The organism is Mesorhizobium sp. CO1-1-11 (genome assembly GCF_020164995.1).
Taxonomy (GTDB): domain Bacteria; phylum Pseudomonadota; class Alphaproteobacteria; order Rhizobiales; family Rhizobiaceae; genus Mesorhizobium; species Mesorhizobium australicum.
On sequence record NZ_JAIUHE010000002.1, the window covers coordinates 36,223 to 60,186 of the forward strand.

The 23,964-nt window shown below is 63.0% G+C and carries 27 protein-coding genes; 8 read left to right on the forward strand and 19 right to left on the reverse strand.

The window, feature by feature from the left end; all coding sequences use genetic code 11:
• Positions 1–8: 8 nt before the first annotated feature.
• From LB554_RS02115 to LB554_RS02135, 5 genes are all read right to left on the reverse strand, one after another.
• Positions 9–800: a phosphodiester glycosidase family protein gene (locus tag LB554_RS02115; protein ID WP_224582952.1), complete on the reverse strand. Its 792-nt coding sequence runs from the start codon at positions 798–800 to the stop codon at positions 9–11.
• 109 nt (positions 801–909) lie between these two features.
• Entirely contained in the window at positions 910–1,536 is a 627-nt protein-coding gene (locus LB554_RS02120; RefSeq protein ID WP_140616963.1) for a transglutaminase-like cysteine peptidase, read from the reverse strand.
• A 146-nt stretch (positions 1,537–1,682) separates the two neighbouring features.
• Positions 1,683–2,555 (reverse strand): undecaprenyl-diphosphate phosphatase, encoded by an 873-nt coding sequence (locus LB554_RS02125; protein WP_224582953.1) that lies wholly within the window; start codon positions 2,553–2,555, stop codon positions 1,683–1,685.
• 194 nt (positions 2,556–2,749) lie between these two features.
• Positions 2,750–2,947 (reverse strand): hypothetical protein, encoded by a 198-nt coding sequence (locus tag LB554_RS02130; RefSeq protein ID WP_140616965.1) that lies wholly within the window; start codon positions 2,945–2,947, stop codon positions 2,750–2,752.
• A gap of 151 nt (positions 2,948–3,098) precedes the next feature.
• Positions 3,099–3,494 (reverse strand): GFA family protein, encoded by a 396-nt coding sequence (locus tag LB554_RS02135; protein ID WP_015318101.1) that lies wholly within the window; start codon positions 3,492–3,494, stop codon positions 3,099–3,101.
• Between the two features lie 114 nt (positions 3,495–3,608).
• Here LB554_RS02135 and LB554_RS02140 point away from each other — a divergent pair, with 114 nt between their 5' ends.
• Positions 3,609–4,637 (forward strand): isopenicillin N synthase family dioxygenase, encoded by a 1,029-nt coding sequence (locus tag LB554_RS02140; protein WP_224582954.1) that lies wholly within the window; start codon positions 3,609–3,611, stop codon positions 4,635–4,637.
• Between the two features lie 49 nt (positions 4,638–4,686).
• On the opposite strand, the gene LB554_RS02145 is transcribed toward LB554_RS02140, so the two are convergent.
• The 3 genes from LB554_RS02145 to LB554_RS02155 form a co-directional block, all read right to left on the reverse strand.
• The gene (locus LB554_RS02145) at positions 4,687–5,643 is read right to left on the reverse strand and encodes an alpha/beta fold hydrolase (RefSeq protein ID WP_224582955.1); all 957 of its coding nucleotides are present in this window, start codon (positions 5,641–5,643) and stop codon (positions 4,687–4,689) included.
• Between the two features lie 25 nt (positions 5,644–5,668).
• A complete protein-coding gene (locus LB554_RS02150; RefSeq protein WP_224582957.1) occupies positions 5,669–6,154 on the reverse strand; it encodes an SRPBCC family protein in 486 nt (161 codons plus the stop codon).
• Between the two features lie 118 nt (positions 6,155–6,272).
• Positions 6,273–6,521, reverse strand: a complete 249-nt coding sequence (locus tag LB554_RS02155) for a ParB N-terminal domain-containing protein (RefSeq protein WP_140617245.1) — start codon at positions 6,519–6,521, stop codon at positions 6,273–6,275.
• Between the two features lie 155 nt (positions 6,522–6,676).
• On the opposite strand from LB554_RS02155, the gene LB554_RS02160 reads away from it, so the two are divergent.
• Genes LB554_RS02160 through LB554_RS02180 form a run of 5 tightly spaced genes read left to right on the forward strand, consistent with a single transcriptional unit; the run spans position 6,677 to position 12,206 of the window.
• Positions 6,677–8,317 (forward strand): N,N-dimethylformamidase beta subunit family domain-containing protein, encoded by a 1,641-nt coding sequence (locus tag LB554_RS02160; protein ID WP_224583196.1) that lies wholly within the window; start codon positions 6,677–6,679, stop codon positions 8,315–8,317.
• Position 8,318: 1 nt separating this feature from the next.
• A complete protein-coding gene (locus LB554_RS02165) occupies positions 8,319–9,704 on the forward strand; it encodes an aspartate aminotransferase family protein (RefSeq protein ID WP_224582960.1) in 1,386 nt (461 codons plus the stop codon).
• 6 nt (positions 9,705–9,710) lie between these two features.
• Positions 9,711–10,640, forward strand: coding sequence for a 3-keto-5-aminohexanoate cleavage protein (locus tag LB554_RS02170; RefSeq protein ID WP_224582962.1), 930 nt, complete (start codon positions 9,711–9,713; stop codon positions 10,638–10,640).
• Positions 10,641–10,644: 4 nt separating this feature from the next.
• A complete protein-coding gene (locus LB554_RS02175; protein WP_224582964.1) occupies positions 10,645–11,181 on the forward strand; it encodes a GNAT family N-acetyltransferase in 537 nt (178 codons plus the stop codon).
• Entirely contained in the window at positions 11,178–12,206 is a 1,029-nt protein-coding gene (locus LB554_RS02180) for a histone deacetylase family protein (RefSeq protein ID WP_224582966.1), read from the forward strand. The genes LB554_RS02175 and LB554_RS02180 overlap by 4 nt, the downstream gene beginning before the upstream one ends.
• Before the next feature lie 15 nt (positions 12,207–12,221).
• Here the strand turns inward: LB554_RS02180 and LB554_RS02185 are convergent, their stop codons facing one another.
• The 3 genes from LB554_RS02185 to LB554_RS02195 all read right to left on the reverse strand — a co-directional run bounded on the left by LB554_RS02185 (position 12,222) and on the right by LB554_RS02195 (position 15,230).
• Positions 12,222–13,490: a cysteine desulfurase-like protein gene (locus LB554_RS02185; RefSeq protein WP_224582968.1), complete on the reverse strand. Its 1,269-nt coding sequence runs from the start codon at positions 13,488–13,490 to the stop codon at positions 12,222–12,224.
• A gap of 42 nt (positions 13,491–13,532) precedes the next feature.
• A complete protein-coding gene (locus LB554_RS02190) occupies positions 13,533–14,600 on the reverse strand; it encodes an aldo/keto reductase (RefSeq protein WP_140717412.1) in 1,068 nt (355 codons plus the stop codon).
• Positions 14,601–14,720: 120 nt separating this feature from the next.
• Positions 14,721–15,230, reverse strand: coding sequence for a hypothetical protein (locus tag LB554_RS02195; RefSeq protein ID WP_181171187.1), 510 nt, complete (start codon positions 15,228–15,230; stop codon positions 14,721–14,723).
• Between the two features lie 335 nt (positions 15,231–15,565).
• Between LB554_RS02195 and LB554_RS02200 the strand changes: the two genes are divergently transcribed.
• The gene (locus LB554_RS02200; RefSeq protein WP_015318114.1) at positions 15,566–15,730 is read left to right on the forward strand and encodes a hypothetical protein; all 165 of its coding nucleotides are present in this window, start codon (positions 15,566–15,568) and stop codon (positions 15,728–15,730) included.
• A 51-nt stretch (positions 15,731–15,781) separates the two neighbouring features.
• Here LB554_RS02200 and LB554_RS02205 read toward each other — a convergent pair whose 3' ends face one another.
• Complete coding sequence (locus LB554_RS02205; RefSeq protein WP_015318115.1) at positions 15,782–16,288, reverse strand: DUF1993 family protein; 507 nt, start codon at positions 16,286–16,288, stop codon at positions 15,782–15,784.
• 140 nt (positions 16,289–16,428) lie between these two features.
• On the opposite strand from LB554_RS02205, the gene LB554_RS02210 reads away from it, so the two are divergent.
• Positions 16,429–17,478 carry a DUF1176 domain-containing protein gene (locus LB554_RS02210; RefSeq protein ID WP_224582969.1) on the forward strand — a complete coding sequence of 350 codons (1,050 nt, stop codon included), beginning with the start codon at positions 16,429–16,431 and terminating at the stop codon, positions 17,476–17,478.
• A gap of 19 nt (positions 17,479–17,497) precedes the next feature.
• Here LB554_RS02210 and LB554_RS02215 read toward each other — a convergent pair whose 3' ends face one another.
• The 7 genes from LB554_RS02215 to LB554_RS02245 all read right to left on the reverse strand — a co-directional run bounded on the left by LB554_RS02215 (position 17,498) and on the right by LB554_RS02245 (position 23,836).
• Complete coding sequence (locus LB554_RS02215; protein ID WP_015318117.1) at positions 17,498–18,349, reverse strand: alpha/beta hydrolase family protein; 852 nt, start codon at positions 18,347–18,349, stop codon at positions 17,498–17,500.
• 73 nt (positions 18,350–18,422) lie between these two features.
• Positions 18,423–20,033 (reverse strand): NTP transferase domain-containing protein, encoded by a 1,611-nt coding sequence (locus LB554_RS02220; protein ID WP_224582970.1) that lies wholly within the window; start codon positions 20,031–20,033, stop codon positions 18,423–18,425.
• Entirely contained in the window at positions 20,030–20,734 is a 705-nt protein-coding gene (locus LB554_RS02225; RefSeq protein ID WP_224582971.1) for an XdhC family protein, read from the reverse strand. The genes LB554_RS02220 and LB554_RS02225 overlap by 4 nt, the downstream gene beginning before the upstream one ends.
• 6 nt (positions 20,735–20,740) lie before the next feature.
• Entirely contained in the window at positions 20,741–21,079 is a 339-nt protein-coding gene (locus LB554_RS02230) for an XdhC family protein (protein ID WP_015318120.1), read from the reverse strand.
• A gap of 48 nt (positions 21,080–21,127) precedes the next feature.
• On the reverse strand, positions 21,128–22,378 hold the full coding sequence (locus LB554_RS02235; RefSeq protein ID WP_224582972.1) for a vWA domain-containing protein: 1,251 nt from the start codon (positions 22,376–22,378) through the stop codon (positions 21,128–21,130).
• Between the two features lie 4 nt (positions 22,379–22,382).
• Positions 22,383–23,312 (reverse strand): AAA family ATPase, encoded by a 930-nt coding sequence (locus LB554_RS02240; RefSeq protein ID WP_224582973.1) that lies wholly within the window; start codon positions 23,310–23,312, stop codon positions 22,383–22,385.
• Positions 23,309–23,836, reverse strand: coding sequence for a flavin reductase (locus tag LB554_RS02245; RefSeq protein WP_015318123.1), 528 nt, complete (start codon positions 23,834–23,836; stop codon positions 23,309–23,311). The genes LB554_RS02240 and LB554_RS02245 overlap by 4 nt, the downstream gene beginning before the upstream one ends.
• Positions 23,837–23,964 lie beyond the last annotated feature (128 nt).

A 23,964-nucleotide genomic window follows, 5' to 3' on the forward strand; every position in this document is an offset into this window, starting at 1 on the left:
GCCGTGCATCAGCCGCGCTTCCTGAAGACGCCGATCATCGGCCCCAGATTCCAGTAGTCGTCGTTGCGGCCGATGGCCGGAGCGAGCAGGCTCGATATCGTGCCGTCGAGAAAGAGCGCGTTGTCGCAGCCGAGCGCGTCGCGAAACAGGCGGGCGAAGGCATGGAACGTCACCGTGCCGTTCGAGATGGCAAAGACGGCAACACCGTCCTTTCGCACTCCAACGCCATCGCGGCTCTTGCGCGAGGTGCCGTCGGCCTGGAATTTCGGGTGAAGCTGGCCGTCGATCACCAGCATTGGCCCTGATTGTGTCGCATAGTCGGTGGCTGGCCGCTGCCTGACGAAGTCCTTGGTCGCCCGCACCACGGCCTTGCCGCGGCTGATATAGAAGATGCCATTCGGTTGCAGCGAAAAATTGCCGCTTCCCGATCCCGTTTTCACACCGGCCATTTCCCGGCCGCGTTCGACGTAGAGGCCGACCGGCCTGAGATCGGGGTGGTACATGCCGGCATTGATGGCAAACAGCATGGTCCGGCCGGCCATGCGCTGGGCGTTGTCGAGATTGTGCAGCGACTGAAAGGGCTTGCCTGCCGGGTCTTTCCAGAACAGTTCGATTGAATAGAGCTTCGGATCGACCTCGCAGACGAGGAAGCTCGTAGCCTCGAAGGAGACGTCGCGGCACGGCGGCACCGAAGCGAACCACTGGCCGAATGCCGCTGTCGTGGCGACCGCGTACGGCAACGCCGCCTTGAACAAGCTCAGCAGCAAGGGCGCCGAATACAGGACGGTCAAAAAATCCATGCGCGTTCCGGATTGCCATTCCAACGAACTGTCGTGGATAGCACCGCTTGCCGGCACGATGAAGGATTTGCTGAAAGAAGTATGGTTATCGCCCGGACGTCGGCAGCGACTATTTGACGGCGCTGACCAGCTTCTCCTCGCCGGCAAGAATAGAGACCCAGCGCCCGGCATTGTCGCTCGCCTGTCTTTTGAGATAGCGATACGGGGTCTGGTTCCAGAGGCGAACCTTGTCGACGAGATTGTCGAGGATGAAGTCGCCCTTGTCGGTGCGCACCGTCAGCACGGCATGGCCTTCGCCGTCCGGCTTGCGAACCACCGTCATCAGGAGATTGGCTATGGCGATGCCCAGGCTGTTGAGCTCACGCCGCTTTTCCAGCGCGTAATCCTCGCAATCGCCGAAGCCATTGTCCGGATAGGCCCACCATTCCTCCTTGCCGTAATTGTCCATGTCGCTCATCGGCTTGACGCGCGCGTTGACCGAGAGGTTTACGGCGCTGATCTCCCGCAACAGCTTGCCAGTCATCTGTTCCGGCTCGCTGTCGGATGAACGGATCGAGCACTCGGCGGCATGAATCTTGCAAAAATCATAGTGGCCGATCGGCTGGGACGTCGAGCCGCCGATAGCCATGGAAACGGGAGCCGTGTAGGCGGAATTCGCCGCCGAACAGAAAGCAATCAGGGCAATCGCAAGCCCCAGCCCCTTCGCCTTCCGGCGCCAACCCATCGAGGATGCCATCCGGCCCCGCCCATCTGTTTTGTTAACAGAACGTTAAGGGCGGTTGTATCCCGAAGTCAACCAAACCGGCCGATCACATCTTGGAGGGACGCCGCATGCCCCTTCGAGGGTTGCAGCAGCGCAACACCGAGGTTCGGGCTAGGGAGCTAGACGAGCCATCCCATCGCCACACCCAGCAACAGGACGACGCCAAGCAGGCCACGGTAGATGACAAAGGGCCAGGCGGAGAAGCGTTCCAGCACACGCATCAGGCCCCAAATGGCGAAGAAGGCCGAAATCGAGGCGACGAGCAGCCCCAGGCCAAGAACCGACCATCCATGGGCATCGAGATGCACCTTGTGCAGTTCCCACAATTCCTTGAGGCCGGCGAGCGCGATGGCCGGCAGCCCGAGCAGGAACGAGAAGCGTGCCGCCTCGGCCCGCTTGAAGCCGAGCCCCAGTGCCGCCGTCAGCGTCGAACCGGAGCGAGAGACGCCCGGGATCAGCGCGCCGACCTGGGCGACACCGACAAGAAGCGCGTCGGCGAGCGACGCTTCGCCGATGGTGCGCTTGTGGCGGGCGAAAATCTCGGCCAGGGCCAGCAGGATAGCCATGCCTATGCAGGCCCAGCCAATCACGCTCAAGCTGCGCAACGGCGAATTGCAGGTGTTGAGAACACCCGAAAGTACCACGCCGGCGATCACAATCGGGATTGTCGCCAGCACGATCCAGGAAGCCAGTTGGAAATGCCGATCGGCGAAATCGCGCCGTGTGAGAGCGTCGATCGAACCGAACAGGAGATCCCTGACATCGCCCCAGAAATAGCTGACCACGGCGTCAAGGGCGGCAAGCTGCATGGCGGCGGAGAAGGCGGAACCCGGATCCTGCCAGCCAAGCACCGCCGGCACGATGCGCATATGGGCGGTCGAGGAAATCGGCAGCAGTTCGGTTATGCCTTGCACCAGGCCGAGGAATGCGACCTTGGCAAATCCAAGGCCGACAAAGCCCGTGTCGACGCCTTGCGTGCAGATATCAGCCATGTCGGGTTCCATCCGGGAGAGATCGGAGTTGCAAAGGCACCATCGGAGGAGATCGGTGCCCGGCAAGGCATACCGTCATGCGGCGGATAATCAATTTACGGATTTGTAAGCTGGCACCGCCGCGTCGGACGCGCACGGTTCAAACCGGCCCGAAGGGCCGGCGATGCTCCCATGGCTGGAGGTTGGCAAGACGATTATGGGCAGAGCCAAAGTTTCTGGCAGGTCCTGGCAATAACATGGGCGGGCGGCACGACAGGCTCCTCCGTGGAGGGCCGGCGAGCCCGCTCGAGCAGCATGCGCACCTGTTCCGGGCGCACACGGTCACGTTCCATCACGAGCAGGACCATAGGATCGCTCAAAAGCTCGTCCAGGGTGCTGATGCTGTCGTTCATCCGTCGTCTCCTCGAATGCCGGGCCCGCGACGCTTAGATAGGGAGACAAAGATGGCCCGCCAATGACGCTTTGCCGGCTATCACGTGTCTCTTTGGATTAATTTTTGGTCATCCTGGGGCACGTCCTTTCCCTTCACGGGGAAGAAGGAAGCTAGGCCGGCGGAGCGCCTTCAAATTGCGGCAGGCCGTCATCCAGCATCACCCAGGGCTGTTTCGAGACGGTCCAGATGTGCATCTGGGGCCTGAACAGCGACGGGTCGTCAAGCGAACCGGTCGTCACGCCGATGATGCCGGCGGAATCGCGCCGCGAAAACAGGGTCGTGCCGCAGGCCGGACAAAACCCGCGCTTGAGGTCCGGCGAGGTGTTGACCGTGGCCAACGGGCCCTCGACCGTCACATCGTCGATGCGGAAAAGAACACGCGCATTGAACGCCGCGCCGATCGCCTTCTGGCAAAGCCGGCAATGGCAGATGCGCTCGTTGATGGAGGCGGCATCGGTGCGATAGCGCACGGCCCTGCACAGGCATCCGCCCTCGTATTTTGCCATCGCCTGGATCCATTGGTGGAGTGAACAGGCGGCAAAAGTAACGGCGAGGTCGATTGGGTCAATTGAAAAGCTTTGATACAAGGTCATCGATTATCGTGATGCAGCAGGATTGTCATGACACCCGACATCGAAACGATCGGCATCGCGGCCCTGTTCGGGTCGCCCTCGCCCGCGCGCGACCGTGCCGACGCCGGGATCATGGCCGCGGCGGCCGGCATCGGCTTCCTGGCGGTCCGGGATTTTCCCGGCGATGACTGGCTGACGCCCGACAAGCGCGCGCAATTGCTGCGCATCTTCGCGCTTCCTGACGCCGAGAAGCAGGAATTGCTGCGCTGGAATTTCGATCACACCAAGAAAAATTTCTACCGCGGCTGGTTTCCGCTGCAGCCGCAAGCCGTTTCCTACAAGGAAGGCATCGACATGGGGCCAGACCTTGCCGATGCGGCGCGAGGCACGGCTTCCGACGATCCCTTGTGCGAGCCGACACCCTTGCCGGACGAGCATGCCCTGCCGGGCTGGCGCGCTGCCGCAGCCGACTACTATCGCGTGATGGAAACGGTCGGCACCATGCTGATGCGGTCGATCGCCCGCGGGCTTGGCCTGCCTGAGATGACCTTCGATGCCTATTTCGACGGTGGCATCTCGACGCTGCGCCTGATCCGCTATCCGCTGCGCGACGCCAGTGCGGGCGTCGATACCAGTGGGCCCGAGTTTTCGGTGACCCACAAAGGCGAGACGCGCACCATCATAGGCCGCGAACATGCCGATTCAGGCTTCGTCACCTTGCTGGCGCAGGACGGCGTCGAGGGCTTGCAGGCGAAGAACCTCGCCGGCGAATGGATCGACGTGCCTCCAGCCGATGGCACGCTGGCGGTCAATTTCGGCCAATTGCTGGAACGCTGGACCGGCGGCCGCGTGCGGGCGACACGGCACCGGGTCATTGCGCCAAAAACGGTGCGGTTCTCGATCCCGTTCTTCTACGAGCCACGCGTCGACGCGGAAATCTCGCCTTTGCCGCTGGACGGCGCCGAACCCTTCGCGCCGTTTCTTTACGGCGACTATCTCTGGGAGTCGGCGACGAACTTCGTCGAAATGAGCGGCATCAAGCATCTGAGGCAGCCGCGCCGGGCCAAGGCTTCCTAAACAGCACGCCGGCTGTCTCGCAGGAGACGGCCGGCGGAGAAGGCAGGGGTCATTCGGCTTCGCCGACCACCTCGTCCCAGCTCTTCACCCTTGTCTCGCCGTCGAGGAACGGCAGTGCGGCGGCCGTCAGTTCCGGAGCGAAGAAGACATCGTAGTGGGTGCGGTTGGGCAGGATGGCCAGCCGGTTCCGCGACAGGTTCTCGCGCATCCAGCCGGCATCCTTCAGGCCGCCGCCGAGCATCTGGTAGAACTTGATCTCGTGCTCGGGCTTGTACATGTCGTTGTCGCCATAGGCGAGCATCACGGGCATCTTCAGCTTGGGAACGTCAGCCGAGAAGTCGTAGTTCTGGCGCATGAAATTGCCGAGCGCGTCGAGCAGTTTCGGGAAGTCCTCCGGATGTGGGGCGACGGCGACGTAGGATTTGTACATCGGCGTGTCTTTCATGTACGCCGCGGCGGCGGCACTCACTTGTGCCTGCTGCGGACGCATCTCGTCGTAGAAGCCGTCGGCGGCATAACCGGTCGAAACAAGGACCAGCCGGCGCACGGCCTCGGGATGCTGGACCGCCATGCGGAAGGCAACCCCGCCGCCCAGCGAATAGCCCATGACGTCGACCTTGTCGTAGCCGAGTGTGTTGACGATACCAGCCATGTCGTCGCCGATCGCCTGCAGGCTGAATGGCCGGTCCCCAAGCGCGGTGCGGCCATGCCCCTGCAGGTCAACGCCGATGACGGTGCGGTTTTCGGCAAGCTTGGGCAGGATCGGCGCGAACATGTCGGTGGAGCCGAGGCCGCCATGCAGCAGAAGCAGCGGCTCACCCTTGCCATAGACGGCGTAATAGTAATTCACGCCATTGATCGGCAACAGGCCGGACTTTTGTGGCTTCGGCAGTGTTTTCGTTTCGGTCGTCATGGCAGGCTTTGTCTCCTCTGCATTGATGGTGCCCGGGCAAGCGAGAAGCGCAGCGGCCGAGGCAAAAATGGCAAAAAACAGAACTTTGGACATGTCGAACTCCTCCGGTGTGGCTCTGTCAGAGCGTCCTGGCGAGATCTTCGAGCTGATCGGTGCACTGGCCCCAACCGGCGTGAAAGCCCATGGCCTCGTGCTGCTCGCGGTCGGCGACGCTCCAGTGCCGGACGCGCGCGATGTAGCGGGTCTTGCCCTCGCCCTCGTCCTCGAAGGTCAGTACGACTGTCATGAACGGTTTTTCCGATGGCAGCCATGACTGGGTATAAGCATCGGTCAAGACGATCTTCTCGCCGGGAACGACCTCGAGGAAGACGCCGGGGTTGGGGAACTCGTTGCCGTCGGGCCCTGCCATGACGACTAGGCTGTTGCCACCGGTGCGCACATCCATCTCGGCACGCGGCGTCGTCCACGGCTTTGGCGCGAACCATTGCGTGATCAATTTCGGTTCGGTCCAGCAGCGATAGACGTCCCCGCGCGGTGCATCGATGATGCGGGCGAGAACCAGTTCGCGGTCGTCGGCGGGGGCGATGTCGAGCTTGGTGGCCACGGTGGTCTCCTCGGTTTGATCTGGCTTCCGTCCCAAGGACGAGCCGACGCAAAGCAAACCGACATCGCCCGCGAAAAATTCTGGAAACGCAGGTTGAAAACCGTGAGCGGAGCGCGTGTCAGTGCCGCTTGGCTTGCACCAGGTAGGCGTCGATTACGGTCTCGCCCAGCCATTTGGCGGCTTCGAGCCGGTGCAGGCCTTCGACAAGTATGTGCCGCTTGCCATCGTGGCGGACCTGGATCGGCGTCTTCATGCCGTTCTCGAGTATGTCCTCGGCCAGATGCCGGACGGTCTCGGGGTGCAGCGTCTTCTTCCGCGCCGTGGGCACGTAGATGTCGTCAACCTTGACCTGTTGAACCCTGAGCATGCCCTGTCCCCATGGCGGAACTGCCGCCGTCTTACTGAGATAGTCGGTTTGGCGAAAGCGGCCAAGGGTACGGCTAACGAATGCTGGCATGATCGTTTCCATTTGACGCCTGGCGGGCGGATCGCCGAAATGGGCCTCAGATGGGCCAGGACTTCATGATCAATCCGCCGACCGAATTCCCCGATTTCGGGCTGACAGCCGAGCAGCGCCGCCACGCGGTTCGCGGCCACTATTACGAGTGGCCAGGCATGGATGGCGAGCGCGGCGAAATCTGGTGCTACAGCGACCGGTTTTCGTATCGCGCCGGTGAGACTGTTACGCTGCATGTCAGCTCGACCGCTCCGTCCTTCGGCATGACGATCGTCCGGGACGGCGGTGCCGAGACGAGGGTGTTCGAGAAATCTGATATCGCATCGCGCTGGCAGGACAGTCCGGAGCAGTGCTCGATCGAAGGCTGCGGCTGGGAAGCCTCCTTCGAATTTCGCGTGGAGAGCGACTGGCCCTCCGGCGCCTACCTGATAACGCTGACCGCCGACGGACGCGACGGCAAGCCGATCCAAAGTCACCACATTTTCATCGTCTCTCCCCAGCCCGGCAAGAAACCTGGCCGTGTGCTGCAGGTGGCGGCGACGGGCACCTGGCTTGCCTACAACACCTGGGGCGGCTCCAACCATTATCAGGGCATCACCGGGCCCGACCGCGACCAGTACTCGCCCATCGTGTCGACGCAGCGCCCCTGGTGCCGCGGCTTCGTCGTGTTGCCCGGGGATGCACCGCGCGTGCCGTTGGAGGTGGCGGTGCCGCCGAAGACCGTGCCGCGTTATCCGCACATGGAATGGGCGCTCGCCACCGGCCATTCGAAGAAATACGCCTCGTCGGGCTGGGCCAGCTATGACAGTCATTTTTTTCGCTTCGCCGAACGATCAGGCTACGGCGTCGACCTCGCCAGTCAGCATGACCTCCACTTCTCGCCCGAGATTCTCGACGGTTATGACTGCGCGGTCTTCGTCGGCCATGACGAATACTGGACTTGGGAGATGCGCGACGCGGTCGACTTCTATGTCGAACGCGGCGGCCATGCGGCGCGTTTTGCCGGCAATTTCATGTGGCAGACGCGGCTGGAAGATGAGGGCCGCCGGCAGGTCTGCTACAAATATCGCGCCCGCACCGAGGACCCGGCCTATCGCGGCGGCGACGTGACCCGCGCCACCAATTCCTGGGAAGCACCGGAAATCGGCCGGCCGGGTTCGGCGACCTTCGGGCTCAATGCGACACGGGGCGTCTATGCCGGCTGGGGTGGCTGCGCGCCACGTGGCGTACGCGGCTTTCCGGTCTATCGGCCGGAGCACTGGGCCTTTGCCGGCACCGGCATCTACTATGGCGACCTGCTGGGCGCCGACAGCCACGTCTATGGCTATGAGGTCGACGGGCTCGATTTCGAGATCCGCGGTGGGCTGCCCTACCCCACGCCAGACAGCGGCGCGCCCGACGGCCTGCAAGTGCTGGCCGTCGGCATGGCTAGCCAGGTCGAGGAAAGCGCCGATATTCCGATCGAGGACCAGTTCCTCACCGACGAGGATGGCCGCTTCACCGCCGAGACCTTGTTTGGCGAGGCAAGCGACGCCAATCTCGAAAAGGTCAAACGCGGCAATGGCATGATCGTCAACTTCCCGCGCGGCAAGGGCGAGGTGTTCCATGCCGGAAGCTGCGAATGGGTCGCCGGCCTGCTAAGACAAGACCCGATGGTCGAACGGGTCACTCAGAATGTCCTCGACCGCTATATCGGAAAGTCCTGACATGTCGAAAGCCCAGACCGCCGTTCAAGACACTGATGCCCGGCGCCAATCGCATTTGTTCTACCTCTCCAGCCTGCGCCGGCCGCTGATCGACCGCGCCGAAGGCATTTACATGTGGACGCAGGACGGCCGCCGTTTCATCGACGGATCGAGCGGCCCAATGGTCGCCAATATCGGCCATTCCAACCGCAATGTGCTCGATGCGATGAAGCGGCAGATGGACCGCGCCACCTTTGCCTACCGGCTGCATTTCGAGAACGAGCCGGCGGAAGAACTGGCGCGCGAACTGGCCGGAAAGTTGCCGGAAGGCATGGACCGCATCTTTTTCGTGTCCGGCGGCTCGGAAGCGACGGAATCCTGCATCAAGCTGGCGCGGCAATGGGCTGTGGCCACCGGCCAGGCCAGCCGCTGGAAGGTGATCACGCGGTTTCCTTCCTACCACGGCGGCACGCTCGGTTCGCTTTCGATCACCGGCGACGACGCGTTGGCCGAGACTTTTACGCCGATGATGCGGGTGATGCCGACCGTCCCGGCACCGGCCGCCTGGCGCAATCGCGACAATCTCTCGATGGAGCAGCGTGGCGTCCGCTACGCCGACATGCTGGAGGATAAGATCCTCGCTGAAGGTCCCGAAAGCGTCGTCGCCTTCATCATGGAGCCGATCGGCGGCGCGGCCACCGCGGCCCTGGTGGCACCCGACAGCTATTATGCGCGCATCCGCGAAATCTGCGATCGCCACGGCATCCTGCTCATCCACGACGAGGTGATGAGCGGTGCCGGCCGCACCGGCAAATTCCTCGGCGGCGACCACTGGAACTGCAAGCCTGATATCGTCGCGCTGTCGAAGGGCCTAGGCTCGGGCTATGCGCCGCTCGGCGCGCTGGCCGCACCGATGCGACTGGTCGAGCCGCTTCTCGCCACCGGCGGCTTCCAGCATGGCCACACCTATGCCGGCAATCCGCTCGCCTGCGCCGCCGGGCTTGCGGTGCTGGGCGAAATGGACCGGCTCGACCTGATTGCCAATGCGGCTGCCATGGGCAACGTGCTGATGGACGGATTGAAGGAACTTGCGAAGCGGTTCCCCTTCATTGCCGATGTGCGTGGCAAGGGGCTGCTTACGGGCGCCGAAATGGTCGCCGATCCCGATACGCTGAAACCGATCGAGCAGAGCAAAAAAGCCACGCAGCGCCTGCTCGATCTCGCCTATGAGCGCGGGCTGATCATCTATGGCCGCAGGGTCAAGGGCGGCGTCGACGGCGACAATTTCATGGTCGCGCCGCCGATGATCGTCACCGGCGAGCAGGTCGGCGAGATCATCTCCATTATCGGCGACTCGCTTGAGGTTCTGGCGGGCGAATTCGACCTGCCGGTCGAAGGCCGGGGGTAGCGGAAAATGGCGCCGCGAAAAGTCATCATCACCTGCGCCGTTACAGGCTCGGTACACACGCCCTCGATGTCGCCCTATCTGCCGGTGACGCCGGACCAGATCGCCGCGGACGCTATCGCCGCGGCCGAGGCCGGCGCCTCGATCCTGCATCTGCACGCCCGCGATCCCAAAGATGGCCGCCCGACCGCCGACCCCGAAGTGTTCATGGAGTTCCTGCCGCGCATCAAGCAGGCGACCGATGCGGTGATCAACATCACGACAGGCGGCTCCTCGCTGATGACGCTGGACCAGCGGCTGGCGGCGCCGCTTCGGGCTCAGCCCGAGATGTGCTCACTCAATATGGGCTCGATGAATTTCGCGCTGTTCCCGATGCTCGACAAGCCAAGGGAATGGCTACACGAGTGGGAACCGAAGCTGCTCCAGGCCACCCGCGACACTATCTTCAAGAACACCTTCGCCGACATGGAAGGCGTGATCGAGCGGCTGGGCAAGGGCTGCGGCACCCGCTTCGAGTTCGAGTGCTACGATGTCGGCCACCTCTATTCGCTGGCGCATTTCCGCGACCGGGGGCTGGTTTCGGGGCCGCTGTTCATCCAATTCGTGCTGGGCATCCTGGGCGGCATCGGCGCCGACCCGGACAACCTCGTCCATATGAAGCGCATCGCCGACAAATTGTTCGGCGACAGCTACCAGTTTTCGGTGCTGGCCGCCGGCCGCAACCAGATGCCGCTGATCTCGATCGCCGCAGCCATGGGCGGCAATGTGCGGGTCGGACTGGAGGACAGCCTCTATGATGGCCGCCAGCTGGCGAAGTCCAACGCCGACCAGGTGCGGCGCATCCGTGGCATTCTCGATGGACTGTCGCTGGAGGTCGCCACGCCGGCCGACGCGCGCGACATGCTGGCGCTCAAGGGCGGCGACAGGGTGGCTTTTTGACGAGATGACAGCGCCCGGTCCTGCCACTGTACCTGTCACGCGTGCGGTTATCCTTCGCCCCGGCACCATCGATGACGTCGAAACCATTCACGCGGCGATCCTGAAGCTTGGCACTCATATCGGGGCGCCCGAGGAAATCATCTCGACAGCGGACGATCTCAGAAGCTGGGGCTTTGGCGAAAAACCCGCCTTCTCGACCCTGATCGCAGAAGTCGACGGCGAATTCGCCGGGCTGTGCCTGCATTTCCCGATCTTCTCGACTTGGATGGGACGGCCTGGCGTCTATGTGCAGGACCTCTATGTCGAGGACCGGTTTCGCGGCCGCAAGATCGGCGAACGCCTGCTGCGACGCGTGGCTGCCGAGTGCCGCAAAGAGGGCGGCGTGTATCTGAGGCTGTCGGTCGACACCGACAATGAGGGTGCCAAGTCCTTTTACGAACGGCTGGGCATTGCCTGGTCGAGCTACGAGCAGACGCAGAAAATCATCGGTGGGGCCTTTTTCGCCTTCGCCGACGCGCCGGAAAATGGGGAGCAGCAATGAAGGCCTTCTATGCGCAGGAGCAGAAGCGCCACGATCCCAAGGCCTTTCTTTCCAGTGGCGCGGCACAGCCCAACCCTGAACAGCCGGAACGCGTCGAAAGATTGTTAGCCGGCACAAAATCCGCTGGTTGCACGGTCGAGCGACCGCGCGATCACGGCCTCGGTCCGATCTCGGCGGTGCACACACCCGAGTATCTCGACTTCCTCGAACATATTTTCGAACGCTGGCAGCGGATCGAAGGGGCGTCGGCCGAGGTCATTCCCAACATCCACCCGATCGCCCGCAACGGCTCCTATCCGGCCTCAGCAGTGGGCCAAGCCGGCTACCACATGGCCGACACCGCCTGCCCGATCTCGGGCGAGACATGGCAGAGCGCGCTGTGGAGCGCCTGGAGCGCGGTCGAGGCCGCCGAAACCGTCATGGCCGGAGCGTCGGCCGCCTATGCGCTGTGCCGCCCGCCCGGCCACCACGCCTTCGCCGATGTCGCCGGCGGCTTCTGCTTCATCAACAACTCAGCCGTGGCGGCGCAAGTGCTGCGCAGGCAGGCGGCCCGCGTCGCGATCCTTGATGTCGACCTGCATCACGGCAACGGGACGCAAGGCATTTTCTATGCGCGACCTGACGTGCTGACGGTGTCGCTGCATGCCGATCCGGTGCGGTTCTACCCGTTCTTCTGGGGCCATGCCGACGAGCGCGGTGAAGGTCCCGGGCTTGGCTATAATTTCAACCTGCCGCTGCCGCGCAAATCCGCGGATGCGGCGTTTCTGGAAGGGCTCGGCGTGGCGTTCCAGCGTATCCGCGCCTTCGCCCCCGATGCGCTGGTCGTGGCGCTCGGCCTCGACGCGTTCGAGGGCGATCCGTTCGGCGGGCTTTCGGTGACGACGCCGGGCTTCTCGCGCATCGGCGAGGCCATCGCCGGGCTCGGCCTGCCGGCGGTCATCGTCCAGGAAGGCGGCTATCTCTGCGACGAACTGGGCGCCAATCTCACCGCATTCCTCACCGGCTTTGGCGGCAAGGCGCGGTGAGAGTTCAAACCCAAGTCAGGAGCGTTGCTGCCTGAGCATGGCAATCACCCGGTGCACGCTTTCCAGCGTCTCGTCGATTTCGGACGCGGTGTTGTAATGGGCGATGCCGATGCGCACGACGCCTTGCTCGGCCGGAATGCCGAGCTGATGGACGATCTCCCAGGCATAGTTGTGGCCCGACCACACGAAGATGTTCTCGGCGTTCATCTGCCGCACGATCGTTTCGGGGACAATGCCATCGACGGTGAAGGAGACAGTCGGCACACGATCGCCGAGCCGTTTCGGATCGGTGATGCCTCGGACCGTCAGCCCGGAAATGTCGGACAAGCCATCGATCAGCCTTTGCGCCAGCGGGTTTTCATGGGCAATGGAGACCTGGAACGCCTTGGCGATCTTCTGCCTTCTTGAACCACCCTCACCTGCCGCCGCGCCGAGCTCGGCGAAATAGTCGACGGCGGCGGTCAAGCCGGCCATCAGTTCGACCTGCGGCGTGCCGAGTTCGAACCGTTCCGGCAAGCCGTTCGAGGAGCAACGGCACTTATAAGCTTGCAGACCTTCGACGACGTCGCGCCGGCCCCACAAGATGCCCATATGCGGACCGAAGAATTTATAGGCCGAGCAGATCAGGAAATCGCAGCCGAGTTCCTGCACATCGATCAGCCCATGCGGTGCGAATTGCACCGCATCGACATAAACCAGCGCGCCGGCCCGTTTTGCAAGTTGGGTCAAGGACCTGACCCGGTTGATCGAGCCGGTGAGATTGCTGGCGTAGTTCAATGCCACCAGCCTTGTCTTCCCGGACAGCAGACCGGCGAGCGTCGCCTCCTCGATCTGCCAGGTCTTTTCGTCGAACGGCAGCCAGCGCACGACGAGGCCGAGGTCCTCGGCCAGTTGCAGCCAGGGCGACACATTGCCCTCATGATCCATGCGGGTGAGGATGATCTCGTCGCCTGATTTCATCGTGCGGCCGAGCGTACGTGACATATGATAGGTCAACGTCGTCATGTTGGCGCCGATGACAATCTCGTGCCGGCTCGCCGCGCCGAGGAAGTCGGCCATCGCCAGATGCGCCTCGTCAACGACCTGCTGCGCCGCGATCGTCGTTTCAAAATAACCGCCCAGATTGGCGTTGGTCGTAAGCAGGCAGCGCGACACCGCGTCGGCCACGGCCTGCGGCACCTGCGTGCCGGCAGGATTGTCGAGATAGATGCGCCGCCGGCCCTTGTCGGTCAGCGAGAGAGCGGGGAATTTTCCACGCACGGCCTCGATCGAAAAATCCACCATGGTCTCCATCCCTTTGCTGCTACACGACAATTCCAGGCTCGGTCACGGGCAGGGATTGCCGACCCTCTGGTGAACGGCATCCACCGCCTTCTGCATTTCTTCAGTCCAGACGACATCCACCGAAGACAGCGCCATCTCCAGTTGGGAAATGGTTGTCGCGCCGATGATGCTGGAGGTCACGAAGGGCCGGCTCGAGACATAGGCATTGGCAAACAGCGCCGGCTCCAGGCCGAAAGACCGTGCCAGTTCATTGTATTCGAGCTGCGCTTCGGCGGCATTGGGCGTCTCGTAACGCTGGCCGCGGTTGAACAGCTGCGAGCGCGAGCCCTGCGGGCGGGCGCCATGATCGTATTTGCCGGTCAGATAACCCTGGGCAAGCGGCGAATAGGCAAGCAGCGACACCCCTTCGCGCTCGCAGACCTCAGCGAGGTTCACCTCAAAAGTGCGGTTGACGAGGTTGTAGGCATTCTGGATCGAGGCGACGCGAGGACCGATCCCTTTGTCGGCCTCTGCAAGGAAGCGCATCACGCCCCAGGAACTCTCGTTGGAGAGACCGAAATGGCGGATTTTTCCTGCCTTCACCAGGTCATCGAACACCGCGAGCGTCTCGGCGATCGGCGTTTCACCGACCGGTGCGCCGACAGAATCGGCACGCCGCGCCACGGCGCCGACGCGCGTCGGGTTGGCGCCCCAGGGGATGTCCCGTTCCGGCCAATGGATTTGATAAAGGTCGAGATAATCAGTGCCAAGCTTGGCCAACGACTTGTCGATGGCATCGAAGATATCGGCCCGCACCAATTGCGAGGGCCGGTCTCCGCGAAACCAGCTGTTGGCCGTGCGGCCGACGACCTTGGAGGCCAGGATCACCTTGTCGCGGTTGCCCTTGGCCTTCATCCAACTGCCAATGATCTTCTCCGTCCGTCCTTGCGTCTCCGCCTTGGGCGGGATCGGATAGAGTTCGGCGGTGTCGATGAAATTGACGCCGCGCGAGAAGGCCAGGTCCATCTGGGCATGGCCCTCGGCCTCGGTGTTCTGCTGGCCCCAGGTCATCGAACCAAGGCAGATCTGGGTAACAAGAAGATCGGTCCGACCGAGACGGCGTTTGTGCATGGAATTCTGCTCCGGAGGGCATGTATGCGCGGCTGCGCGGGGAGGAGTTCGCATCTTATAGGAAAAGCGGAAGCGCTCTCCAAGCCTTGCCAGGCCGACTTTTGCGTGAGCAGAGCGGGCTTAGCGTCGTGCGGCGGCCACGGCGCGGCGCTTGGCCTCGTCGATCAGCATGTTGGCCACCTGCATGCGGATCATGGCGCGCTGGCGCAAATGCGGGGCGACGCGATCGGGATGGTTGGCGAAAGCAAAGCTGCGGCGCATGCGGCCGAAGTCGGCGGCGCTCTTAAACTGCTCCAGACCCAGTTCGACCGCAATCGATTCAGGATCGATTGGCGGCAATGTTTCTTCCGGCTTCGGCTCTTCGCCAGCCAGCGCCAGCCTTGCCTGTTCAAGCACGGCGGCAAATTCGCTGGCCAGATCAGCGCCGGCCTCGCGATATTCCGCAGCGGATACCTTGATGCGGCCGGAATGGAGTTCATCGGCGACCGAGAGATAGTCGAACGGGATGGATGGGCGCGCGCCGGTCTCTACGCCCTCACTGCCGTTGCCCTTTTCGGTGGCAACGAAGAGGTCGTCGAGCAGTGACGCAAAATCCCGCTTGGCGCCAGTAGCGATATCAGCCTCCCCCATGCCCGACAGTTCGAGTTTCAGACCATAGAACCAGCTCGTTAAAAATAAATGCCGCCGGTCTTAACTAATTTCCCTTCAGGGGATCGTTGCCGGAGGCGCCGGCAAAAGCCGGCCGCATGTTCATGCAGTCCGGAAATTCGCCAGGAGTGGGGAGGAAAAACTGGCCATGTACCAGCTTCGAAGCCTACGTTGGGCGCGCCGCAAGAGTTTCACCTTGCTGCAAAAAAATTTTACAAAAACCATCCGGACATGGCAGGCATGCGTATGCTGCACTGCACAATCTTCACGATTCACCTATATTGCCTGATGTGGAGGACCAACCAGGAGCCTGAATCATGGGTTTCTTCACGGAAATGTTCGCCCGGCCGCGCCCGCAGGAACATCTGAGATATCGCGCGGCGCTCGCGCTCCTTTATTCGATGAGCAATGCCGAGCGCGCCGACATCGGCATCAAGCCCGCCGATTTCCCGCGCATCGCCCGCGAAATGTCCATCCGCTAAGCAGGTGCGAGATGTCCCGGATCGACCCGGGACATCTCAAAGTCCGATTTCTCAACGCGATCCGAGGAATGTCGCCTTGCCCAACGGCACGCCATTGTGGCGCAGGATGTCGTAGGCGGTGGTCAGGTGGAAATAGAAATTGGGCATGGCCACATGCAGCAGATATTGCATGCCGCTTAGCGTCGTTTCCCGGCCCCCCAGCTTCAGTTCGATCATCCGGTCATCCGACCCGTCGATATCGGCTGCGGAAAAAGTCGCCAGGTAGGCGACCGTCTTGGCGAGCCTCGCTTCGAGATCGGCGAAGCTTGCTTCATTGTCCTCATATTTAGGCACTTCGCGGCCGGCCAGCCGTGAAGGCGCGCCCTTGGCATGGTCGGTTGCGATCTGCACCTGCCTGGCAAGTGCGAACATGTCGGGCGCCAGCCGCGCCGTCAAAAACACCTGCGGGTCGATCTTGCGGTCAAGCGCATTCTGTTCGGCTGCAGCCAGCACACTGGAAAGTGCTTTCAGCCTGGCTGAAAACACGGGCACGGATGCCTCATACATCGATATCGTCACGTCGGATCTCCTGTCCGGCAGGAACGCCGGCGCGAGGACGTAGCGCTCTCAGGCGCGATTCTTCAAGCGGCGGGCGCATGGCGTCACCACGTCGCCGCAATCGCCGTGGTAGAATCTTCGTTATCGAGCGGAGATTCCCGATGAGACGCGCCCTTTTCGCAGCGACTGCCCTTCTCTCCCTTGCCACGACAGGCCACGCGGCATTGGCCGCAGCCGATACGCCCGAAGCGCCTTACGTCGACGATCGGTCGAGCGCGGATGCGGTCGTGCATTCACTCTACAGCGCCATCAACCGGCATGAATTCGCCCGCGCCTGGGGCTACTTCGGTGATACAAAGCCGGCAAAGGATTTCGACACATTCGTCAAAGGCTATGACGGCACCGATAAGGTGGAGGTCAAGACCGGTCCGATTTCGGACGAGGGCGCGGCGGGCAGCATCTATTACAACGTCCCGGTCGCCATCCAGGCAACCGACAAGAAGGGCGAGGCGAAGGTTTTCGCCGGCTGCTATACGCTGCGCCAGGTCAACGCCCAGATCCAGGCGCCGCCGTTCCAGCCTATCTTCATCGACAAGGGAGCGCTGAAGCCCTCCACCGCCGACTTCGACGAGGCGTTGCCGCCAAGCTGCGGCGACGGCCCGCCGCCGCCGAAAAAGGACACCGCACTGGAACAGGCCAAGAAGGCCTTCCTGGCGACCTATGGCGACCAATGCGACAAGGACCGCCTGGCCAATGAGCCAGAGGTCTTTTCGATCAAATATAAGGACAGGAATGCTCAGCCGAACGATCCTGACAAGGAGACCCGGCTGTTCCACTTCTCCTGTTCGGCCGCCGCCTACAATGAAAGCTCGGTCTATTACATGACCGACGAGGTGGACGGTGTCAGGCAATTGCAGTTCGCCGAGCCGGAGACCGATATACGCTACGAGAACAACGACAGCGACGGCAAGCTGTTGAGTGTAACGGTGATCGGCTTCCGGACCACAGGGTGGGCGGTCAATTCCGACTATGACCAGAACGCTCACACCATCACCACGTTCAACAAATGGCGCGGCGTCGGCGATGCTTCGGATGCCGGGACATATCTGTTCCGCAACGGCGATTTCTCGCTGGTCCAGTATGACGTCGACGCGTCCTATGACGGCGAGGAGAACCCGCAGACGATCGTCGACTACAACACCGCGCCTTAGATCCTCTAGCGCATCAGGCTTATGGTGCCTTCGACAGCATCCAGTCGAGCGTGCCGCGCCAGTCTACCATGCGGATCGGCGTGCCGTGCGTGCCGGTCTCGAAGCGCACGAAGCGGGTCGGATAGTTTTTTGATTTGGCAAGGATGGAGCGGAAGAACGCTTCCTGGTTGGCCACGGGAAAGACCACATCGTGGCTGCCCTGGCCGAAGAACACTGGCACGCGACGCTTGAAGGCGGGACTGCCGAGAAAGCCCTCGTCCCACAGCGATCCGAGCAGCAGCAGTCCATTCACGCGGCCACCAGTATCCTTGCGTGCGGCAAGTTTCCAGCACAGCGCGCCGCCCATCGAGCCGCAGGCGACGAAGATTTTCGCGCCCGGAGACTGTTCGGCATAATGGTCGATCAGGGCGGCGACCAGTGCTGCGCCCTTGTCGCCGAAATCAGGAAAATCCGGAGAAATATAGAGCCCGCCATTGCCGGCCATCAGGTTCTTGAGCCGGTTGAAATTGCCGCCGAAGGTGAAATCGTCGACGCCTTGCTTGCGGCTGCCGCCCTGCCCATGCAGGTAAAGCACGATGATGGCGGCTCCTTGCGTCCTGCCGACGGCGACATGCCTGACATCGCCGGCGTCGGTCTTCAGCATCAGATCCTGCTGCACCTTGCGTACGCCGGTGTCGGTGTACTGGGCATGCACGCGCTTTTCCGGCACCTCGTCGCGCTGGTTGATGTCGCGCATCTCGCGGTAGTCGAGGACCGTGTAGGCGCCGTTGCTGTCGGATGACAGCGTCGCCGGATAGGCGAAGAGATCGTCCTTGAAAGGTTTCAGGGACAATGTGTCGGCACTGGCGGCCGAGGAAAACAAGAAAAGCATTGCCGTGACGAAAGCGCGGCACGCGACGGTACGAATAGCCATACCGCAGGCATGCTAATGCCGCCTCTGTTTGTCAATCCTGCAGCACGCCGCCAGCGCCTTCCAGTGCCTCTCGGGTGTCGACATCGACGGACGCGCCCTCCCCGATCTCGACATCGATGACATCGAGCCCTTCGGCCTCCACCAGATGGCGAGCGCCGGTGTCGCCTTCGAGATGGGCGATCGCCGCGAATAACGAGCGCGGCAAAAGCACCGGGTTGCCGCGTTTGCCTTGGTGCGTGGCACGGACCACCGAGTTGCCGCCGGCCCTGCGGAAGGCATCGATAAGCCTGTCGAGGTCGTCGGATGCGACACCCGGCATGTCTCCCAGAACGATCATCGCACCAGCGGCGTCTTCGGGCAGATAGGCAGTGCCGGCCTTAAGCGAGGTCGACAGACCATCGGCAAAATCGGGATTGTCGGCGAAGGTGACGTCGAGGCCCGACAATGCCGCGCGCACCCGCTCGCGCTGATGACCGGTGACGACGATCGTGCCCGAAGCCTTCGAGGCGAGCGCGCGTTCGGCGGTGCGGCGCACCAGCGGCTGGCCGTCGAACAGCGCCATCAGCTTGTTCGGCCCGCCCATGCGGCTCGACCGGCCCGCCGCCAGAAGCACGATCCCGACCTTGAGCCGACTTTTGGCCGGCAGCGGCTCGCGCGGCTGCGGCCGCGTCGGTATCTCCATCAGCAGGCCGCCGACGCCCATGCCGGCGATGTCGCGCGCGGTGACGTCCAGGCCGGCAATCAATCGGTCGAGCACCCAGTCGAAGCCGTTCTCCTTGGGGCTGCGGGCGCAGCCAGGCGCGCCGATGATGCGCTTGCCGCCGAGTGTGCCGAGCACCAGCAGATTGCCGGGATCGACCGGCATGCCCGCGCGGATGACGGTACCGCCCGCCCCCTCGATCGCCGCCGGAACGACGTCGGCGAAATCGCTCATGGCGGAAGCCCCGAAGATCACCACCATGTCGTTGTCGCGCGCAAGCGCGATGGCAGCCTCGGCGACAGGGGCGATCTCATGCGGCGTACGGCGCTCCGCCGTCAGCCTGCCGCCGGAGCGCGCCAGCCGGGCTTCGGTGACGCGTAGCGTCTTGTCGAGCACGGTTGGTTTGGTGCCCGGCAGCACCGTCTGGATGACGCCGACACGCATCGGCCGATAGGCGTTGACGGCAAAAATTTCGCCGCTGGCACAGATTTCCGTCACGGCGGCCACCAACGAGGAAGAGACCGCGAAGGGGATGATCTTCACCGTCGCGACCATCTGGCCCTTTTCGACCGGCGCGTGCTGGGCCAGCGTCGCGATGGTGATGGCAGGATCGACGGCATTGATGGCATCGATGACAGCGGCATTGACGGTGAAGATGCCAGCCGCCTTGGCGTGGAGATTGACCCGGCCGGTGGCCGCGGGCTTCGCCTCGATGCCGCCCAGGGTCATGCCTTCGGCAATTTTTTGCGCCGCGGCGTCCTCGCCGAGATCGTCCGGCGCCAGCACGCCCGCAACGACCTGCGAAACACCTGCCCTCTTGAGCGTTGAGACATCTTCGGCGCTCAGCCTGTGCGCCTTGCGAAATCGCTTTTCGCCGGCCGCGGTCGCATGCGCCAGCACCGCCCCTTCGGCCGCGTCGATCGGGATCGGACCGAATTTCACGCCGCCGCGCCCTTCGCATCGAGGCCGCGCGAGCGGAAGGCAAGAATGGTCTGCGCGAGAATGGCGACGGCGATTTCGGCGGGGCTTGCCGCCCCGATGTCCAGCCCGATCGGCGCGTGGATACGCGCGATCTGGTCCGCACTCGCGCCCAGCGCCAGCAGGCGCTCCACGCGCTTGGCATGCGTCTTTCGGCTGCCGAGCGCTCCGACATAGAAACAGTTGGCGTCGAGTGCCGCCTTCAGCGCGAAATCGTCGATCTTCGGATCATGGGTGACGGCGGCGAGCGCGGTGTAAGCGTCGAGCGGCTCGCGTTCCAGCACGTCCTGCGGCCAGTCGGCATGCAAGGCGACATCGGGAAAGCGGTCCGATGTGGCAAAGGCGGTACGCGGATCGATGATCTCCAAGGGATAGCCTGATATCCGGGCCATCGGCGCGAGCGCCTGACTGATATGGACGGCGCCGATCACCACCAGACGCGGCCGCGGCAGATGCGCATTGAGGAAGAAGGTCCGCCCTTCCGCCTCGACGGACCCCGAATTGCCGGATCGAAACGCCTTGGCGATCGCCGCTCCGAGATCGCCGGCGACCTGATCGCCCTCCCGCACGATACGGTCGCGACCATCACCGAGATCGGTGACGAGGATCGCCGCGCGGCGGGCGCGCCGCTCGGCATTGAGCGTCTTCAGCGCATAAGGATCCATCGGAGGTCAGCCCAATCGCTCAACATAAACCTTGATGCGGCCGCCGCAGGACAGGCCGACTTGCCAGGCGGTCTCATCGGCAACACCGAACTCCAGCATCCTGGCTTTGCCGGAGCCGATGACGTCGACCGCCTCGGTCACGACAGCGCCCTCGACGCAACCGCCCGAAACAGAGCCGTGGAAATTGCCATCGGCATCGATGACAAGGTGGCTGCCGACCGGGCGCGGCGCCGAACCCCAGGTCTCGACCACGGTCGCGACAGCGACATCCTTGCCGTCCTTCATCCAGGCTTCCGCGATGATCAGCGGGTCGCGGGCCTCATCGAGATAAAGACTGTCACTCATCGTTGCTTCTCTCAGGGTCTGTTTTTCCAAAAGCAGGAAAATATATGGCTATGCGGCGCGCCTTGCGCCAGCATCCATCCACCGCCGTGGATCGACGGAAAGGACCGATTTCTTGTCCAGCGAGGTGCAGAGATCGGCGAGCGCGTCGAGATTGTGCACCGAGCGGAATTCGTCGACATGCGGCAGCATCGCCTTGACGCCGCGGGCGCGCGCCTGAAAACCATCGAAGCGCAACAACGGATTGAGCCAGATCAGCCGCCGGCAGGATTTGTGCAGCCGCTCCATCTCTTGCGCCAAACCCCCTATATCGTCGCGTTCCAGCCCGTCGGTGATCAGAAGCACCACCGCGCCCTGTCCCAGCACACGTCGCGACCATACAAGGTTGAACTCGGCTAGCGTATCGCCGATGCGCGTGCCACCCGACCAGTCCTTGACCGCCGCCGAGCAATCGGCAAGGGCGGCATCGGGATCGCGGTGGCGCATCTGCCGGGTCAGGTTGGTCAGCCGCGTGCCGAAGACGAAAGTGTGCACGCGCCGGCGCTTTTCCGTCAGCGCATGCAGGAAATGCAGGAAGATGCGCGTGTATTGGCTCATCGAACCGGAAATATCGGCCAGCACCACCAGGGGCGGATGGACTTCGCGGACCGAGCGGAATTTCGGCAGGATCAATTCACCGCCGGTACGCGCCGCCGAGCGCATCATGGCGCGTGGATCGATGCGGCGGCCATGCGCATCGGCCTTGAAGCGTCTGGTCCGCACCATGTCGACAGGCAGCCGCAACGCCGCGATCGCCTTCCTGGCGTCAGCCATCTCGACTGCGTTCATCTGCGCGAAATCCTTGCCCCGCAACAGCTCGTTGCCGGAAAAGGTGAAGCGGGCGTCGACCTCGATCTCAGGGATTTCCTGAGGCGTCTGGTTTTTCTGATGACCCTCGAACATCGCCTGGCTGACGCGATTTTCAGCCGCGCGCGGTTTCTGCTTCTGCCTGACGTCAGGCGCCACCGGCGAAAACATCGCCAGCAGCTTCTCGATCAATTCGCGCGATTTCCAGAACAGTCGGAAAGCTTCGTCGAAGGTGGCATGATCCTCATGCCGCGAGACCAGAACGGCGTGCAGGGTCCAGTAAAAGTCATCACGCGAGCCGATGCCGGCGACGAGCACCGCCTCGATCGCGTCCTTGACCGAAGCGGGCCCGACCCGCATGCCGGCCTTGCGCAAGGTGCGGGCGAAATAGACTATGTTGTCTGCGATCCGGCCGTCCGCCGTCGCCTCTCCAGGGTCGGGTCGGGACGCCTTCACCACCCTACTCCGCCGCCGCGAGCTCGGTCTTGACCTCGTCGAGGATGCGCCGGCCCTCGCCCGCGCCGATGCGGGCAATGTCGTCCTGGTATTTCAGCAGCACCCCGATCGTGTCGGACACGGTCTCCGGATCGAGCGCCACCTTGTCGAGTTCGGTCAGCGCGCCGGCCCAGTCGATGGTTTCGGCAACGCCCGGCACCTTGAACAGCTCGATCTGGCGCAGCTTCTGGATGAAGGACACCACTTCGGCCGAAAGCCGCTGGTTGGCCCGAGGCACCTTGCGGCGCACGATCTCCAGTTCGCGCTCGGCACTGGGATAGTCGACCCAGTGATAAAGGCAGCGCCGCTTCAGCGCATCGTGGATTTCGCGGGTGCGGTTGGTGGTGATGATGACGATCGGCGGCTCTTCCGCCTTGATCGTGCCGAGTTCAGGCACAGTCACCTGGAAGTCGGAGAGGATTTCGAGCAGGAAGGCTTCGAAGGCTTCGTCGGTGCGGTCGAGCTCGTCGATCAGGAAAACCGGGGCTGCGCCCGCCTTGCCCGTCAGCGCATCGAGCACCGGCCGGCGGATCAGGTACTTTTCGGAGAAAACGTTACGCTCCATGGCGGAGCGGTCGACCTTGCCGGCTGCCTCCTCCATGCGGATTTCGATCATCTGCGCGGCGTAATTCCACTCATAAACGGCCGAGGAGACGTCGAGCCCCTCATAACACTGCAGGCGGATCAGCCGGCGGCCAAGCGCCTCGGCCAACACCTTGGCGATCTCGGTCTTGCCGACGCCGGCCTCGCCTTCGAGGAAAAGCGGCCGCCTCATGCGCAGAGACAGGAAAAGCACCGTTGCCAGCGACCGGTCCGCGACATAGTCCGCGCCGGTCAGGAGATCGAGCGTTTCGTCGATCGTCCGCGGCACGGGGCGCGGTTTCAAGTCGCTCATTCCTTCTCCGCGGGTGCGGCGGCCCCACTTTCCAGGACGTGGTAGCCGCGGGCGTGATAGATCAGCGGCCGCAAATTATCGCCCATACGCAGACCTGTCACCTTGCCAAAAAGCACACGATGGGTGGCCAGGTCCTTGGTGTCGATCAGTTCGCAGTCGAACACGGCGAGCGCGCCCTTCAGCGTCGGCGCGCCGGTGGAAATCACATCCCATTCGCCGAGCGCGAAGCGCTCTTCGACCGGCAGGCCAGTCATGCCGGAAAATCCAATCGACAGCGGCTCCTGGTGCGAAGCCAGCGTGTTCAGGGCAAATTTGCCGTTCTTCACGAACAGCTCATTCTTGGCATTTTCACGATTGAGGCAGACCAGGATGGTCGGCGGCGTATCCGACACAGAACATGCCGCGATCACCGTCGTCCCCCGCTTTCCGGCGGGTCCGTCGGTGGTCACCACATGGACATGACCGGCAAAATGACTCATCGCGTCGCGATAGGCCTGCGGTCCAATATCGTTCTTCTTCAGCACTGGAAGATTCCATGGCCATTGTTCACCTGACATATATGGCCAGACATCACATGCCACAAGCGAAGTGCTTGGCCCATATCCCGAATTCGCGTGTTGCACCAAGGCCGGGCAGCCTTTAGGTCTTGGCG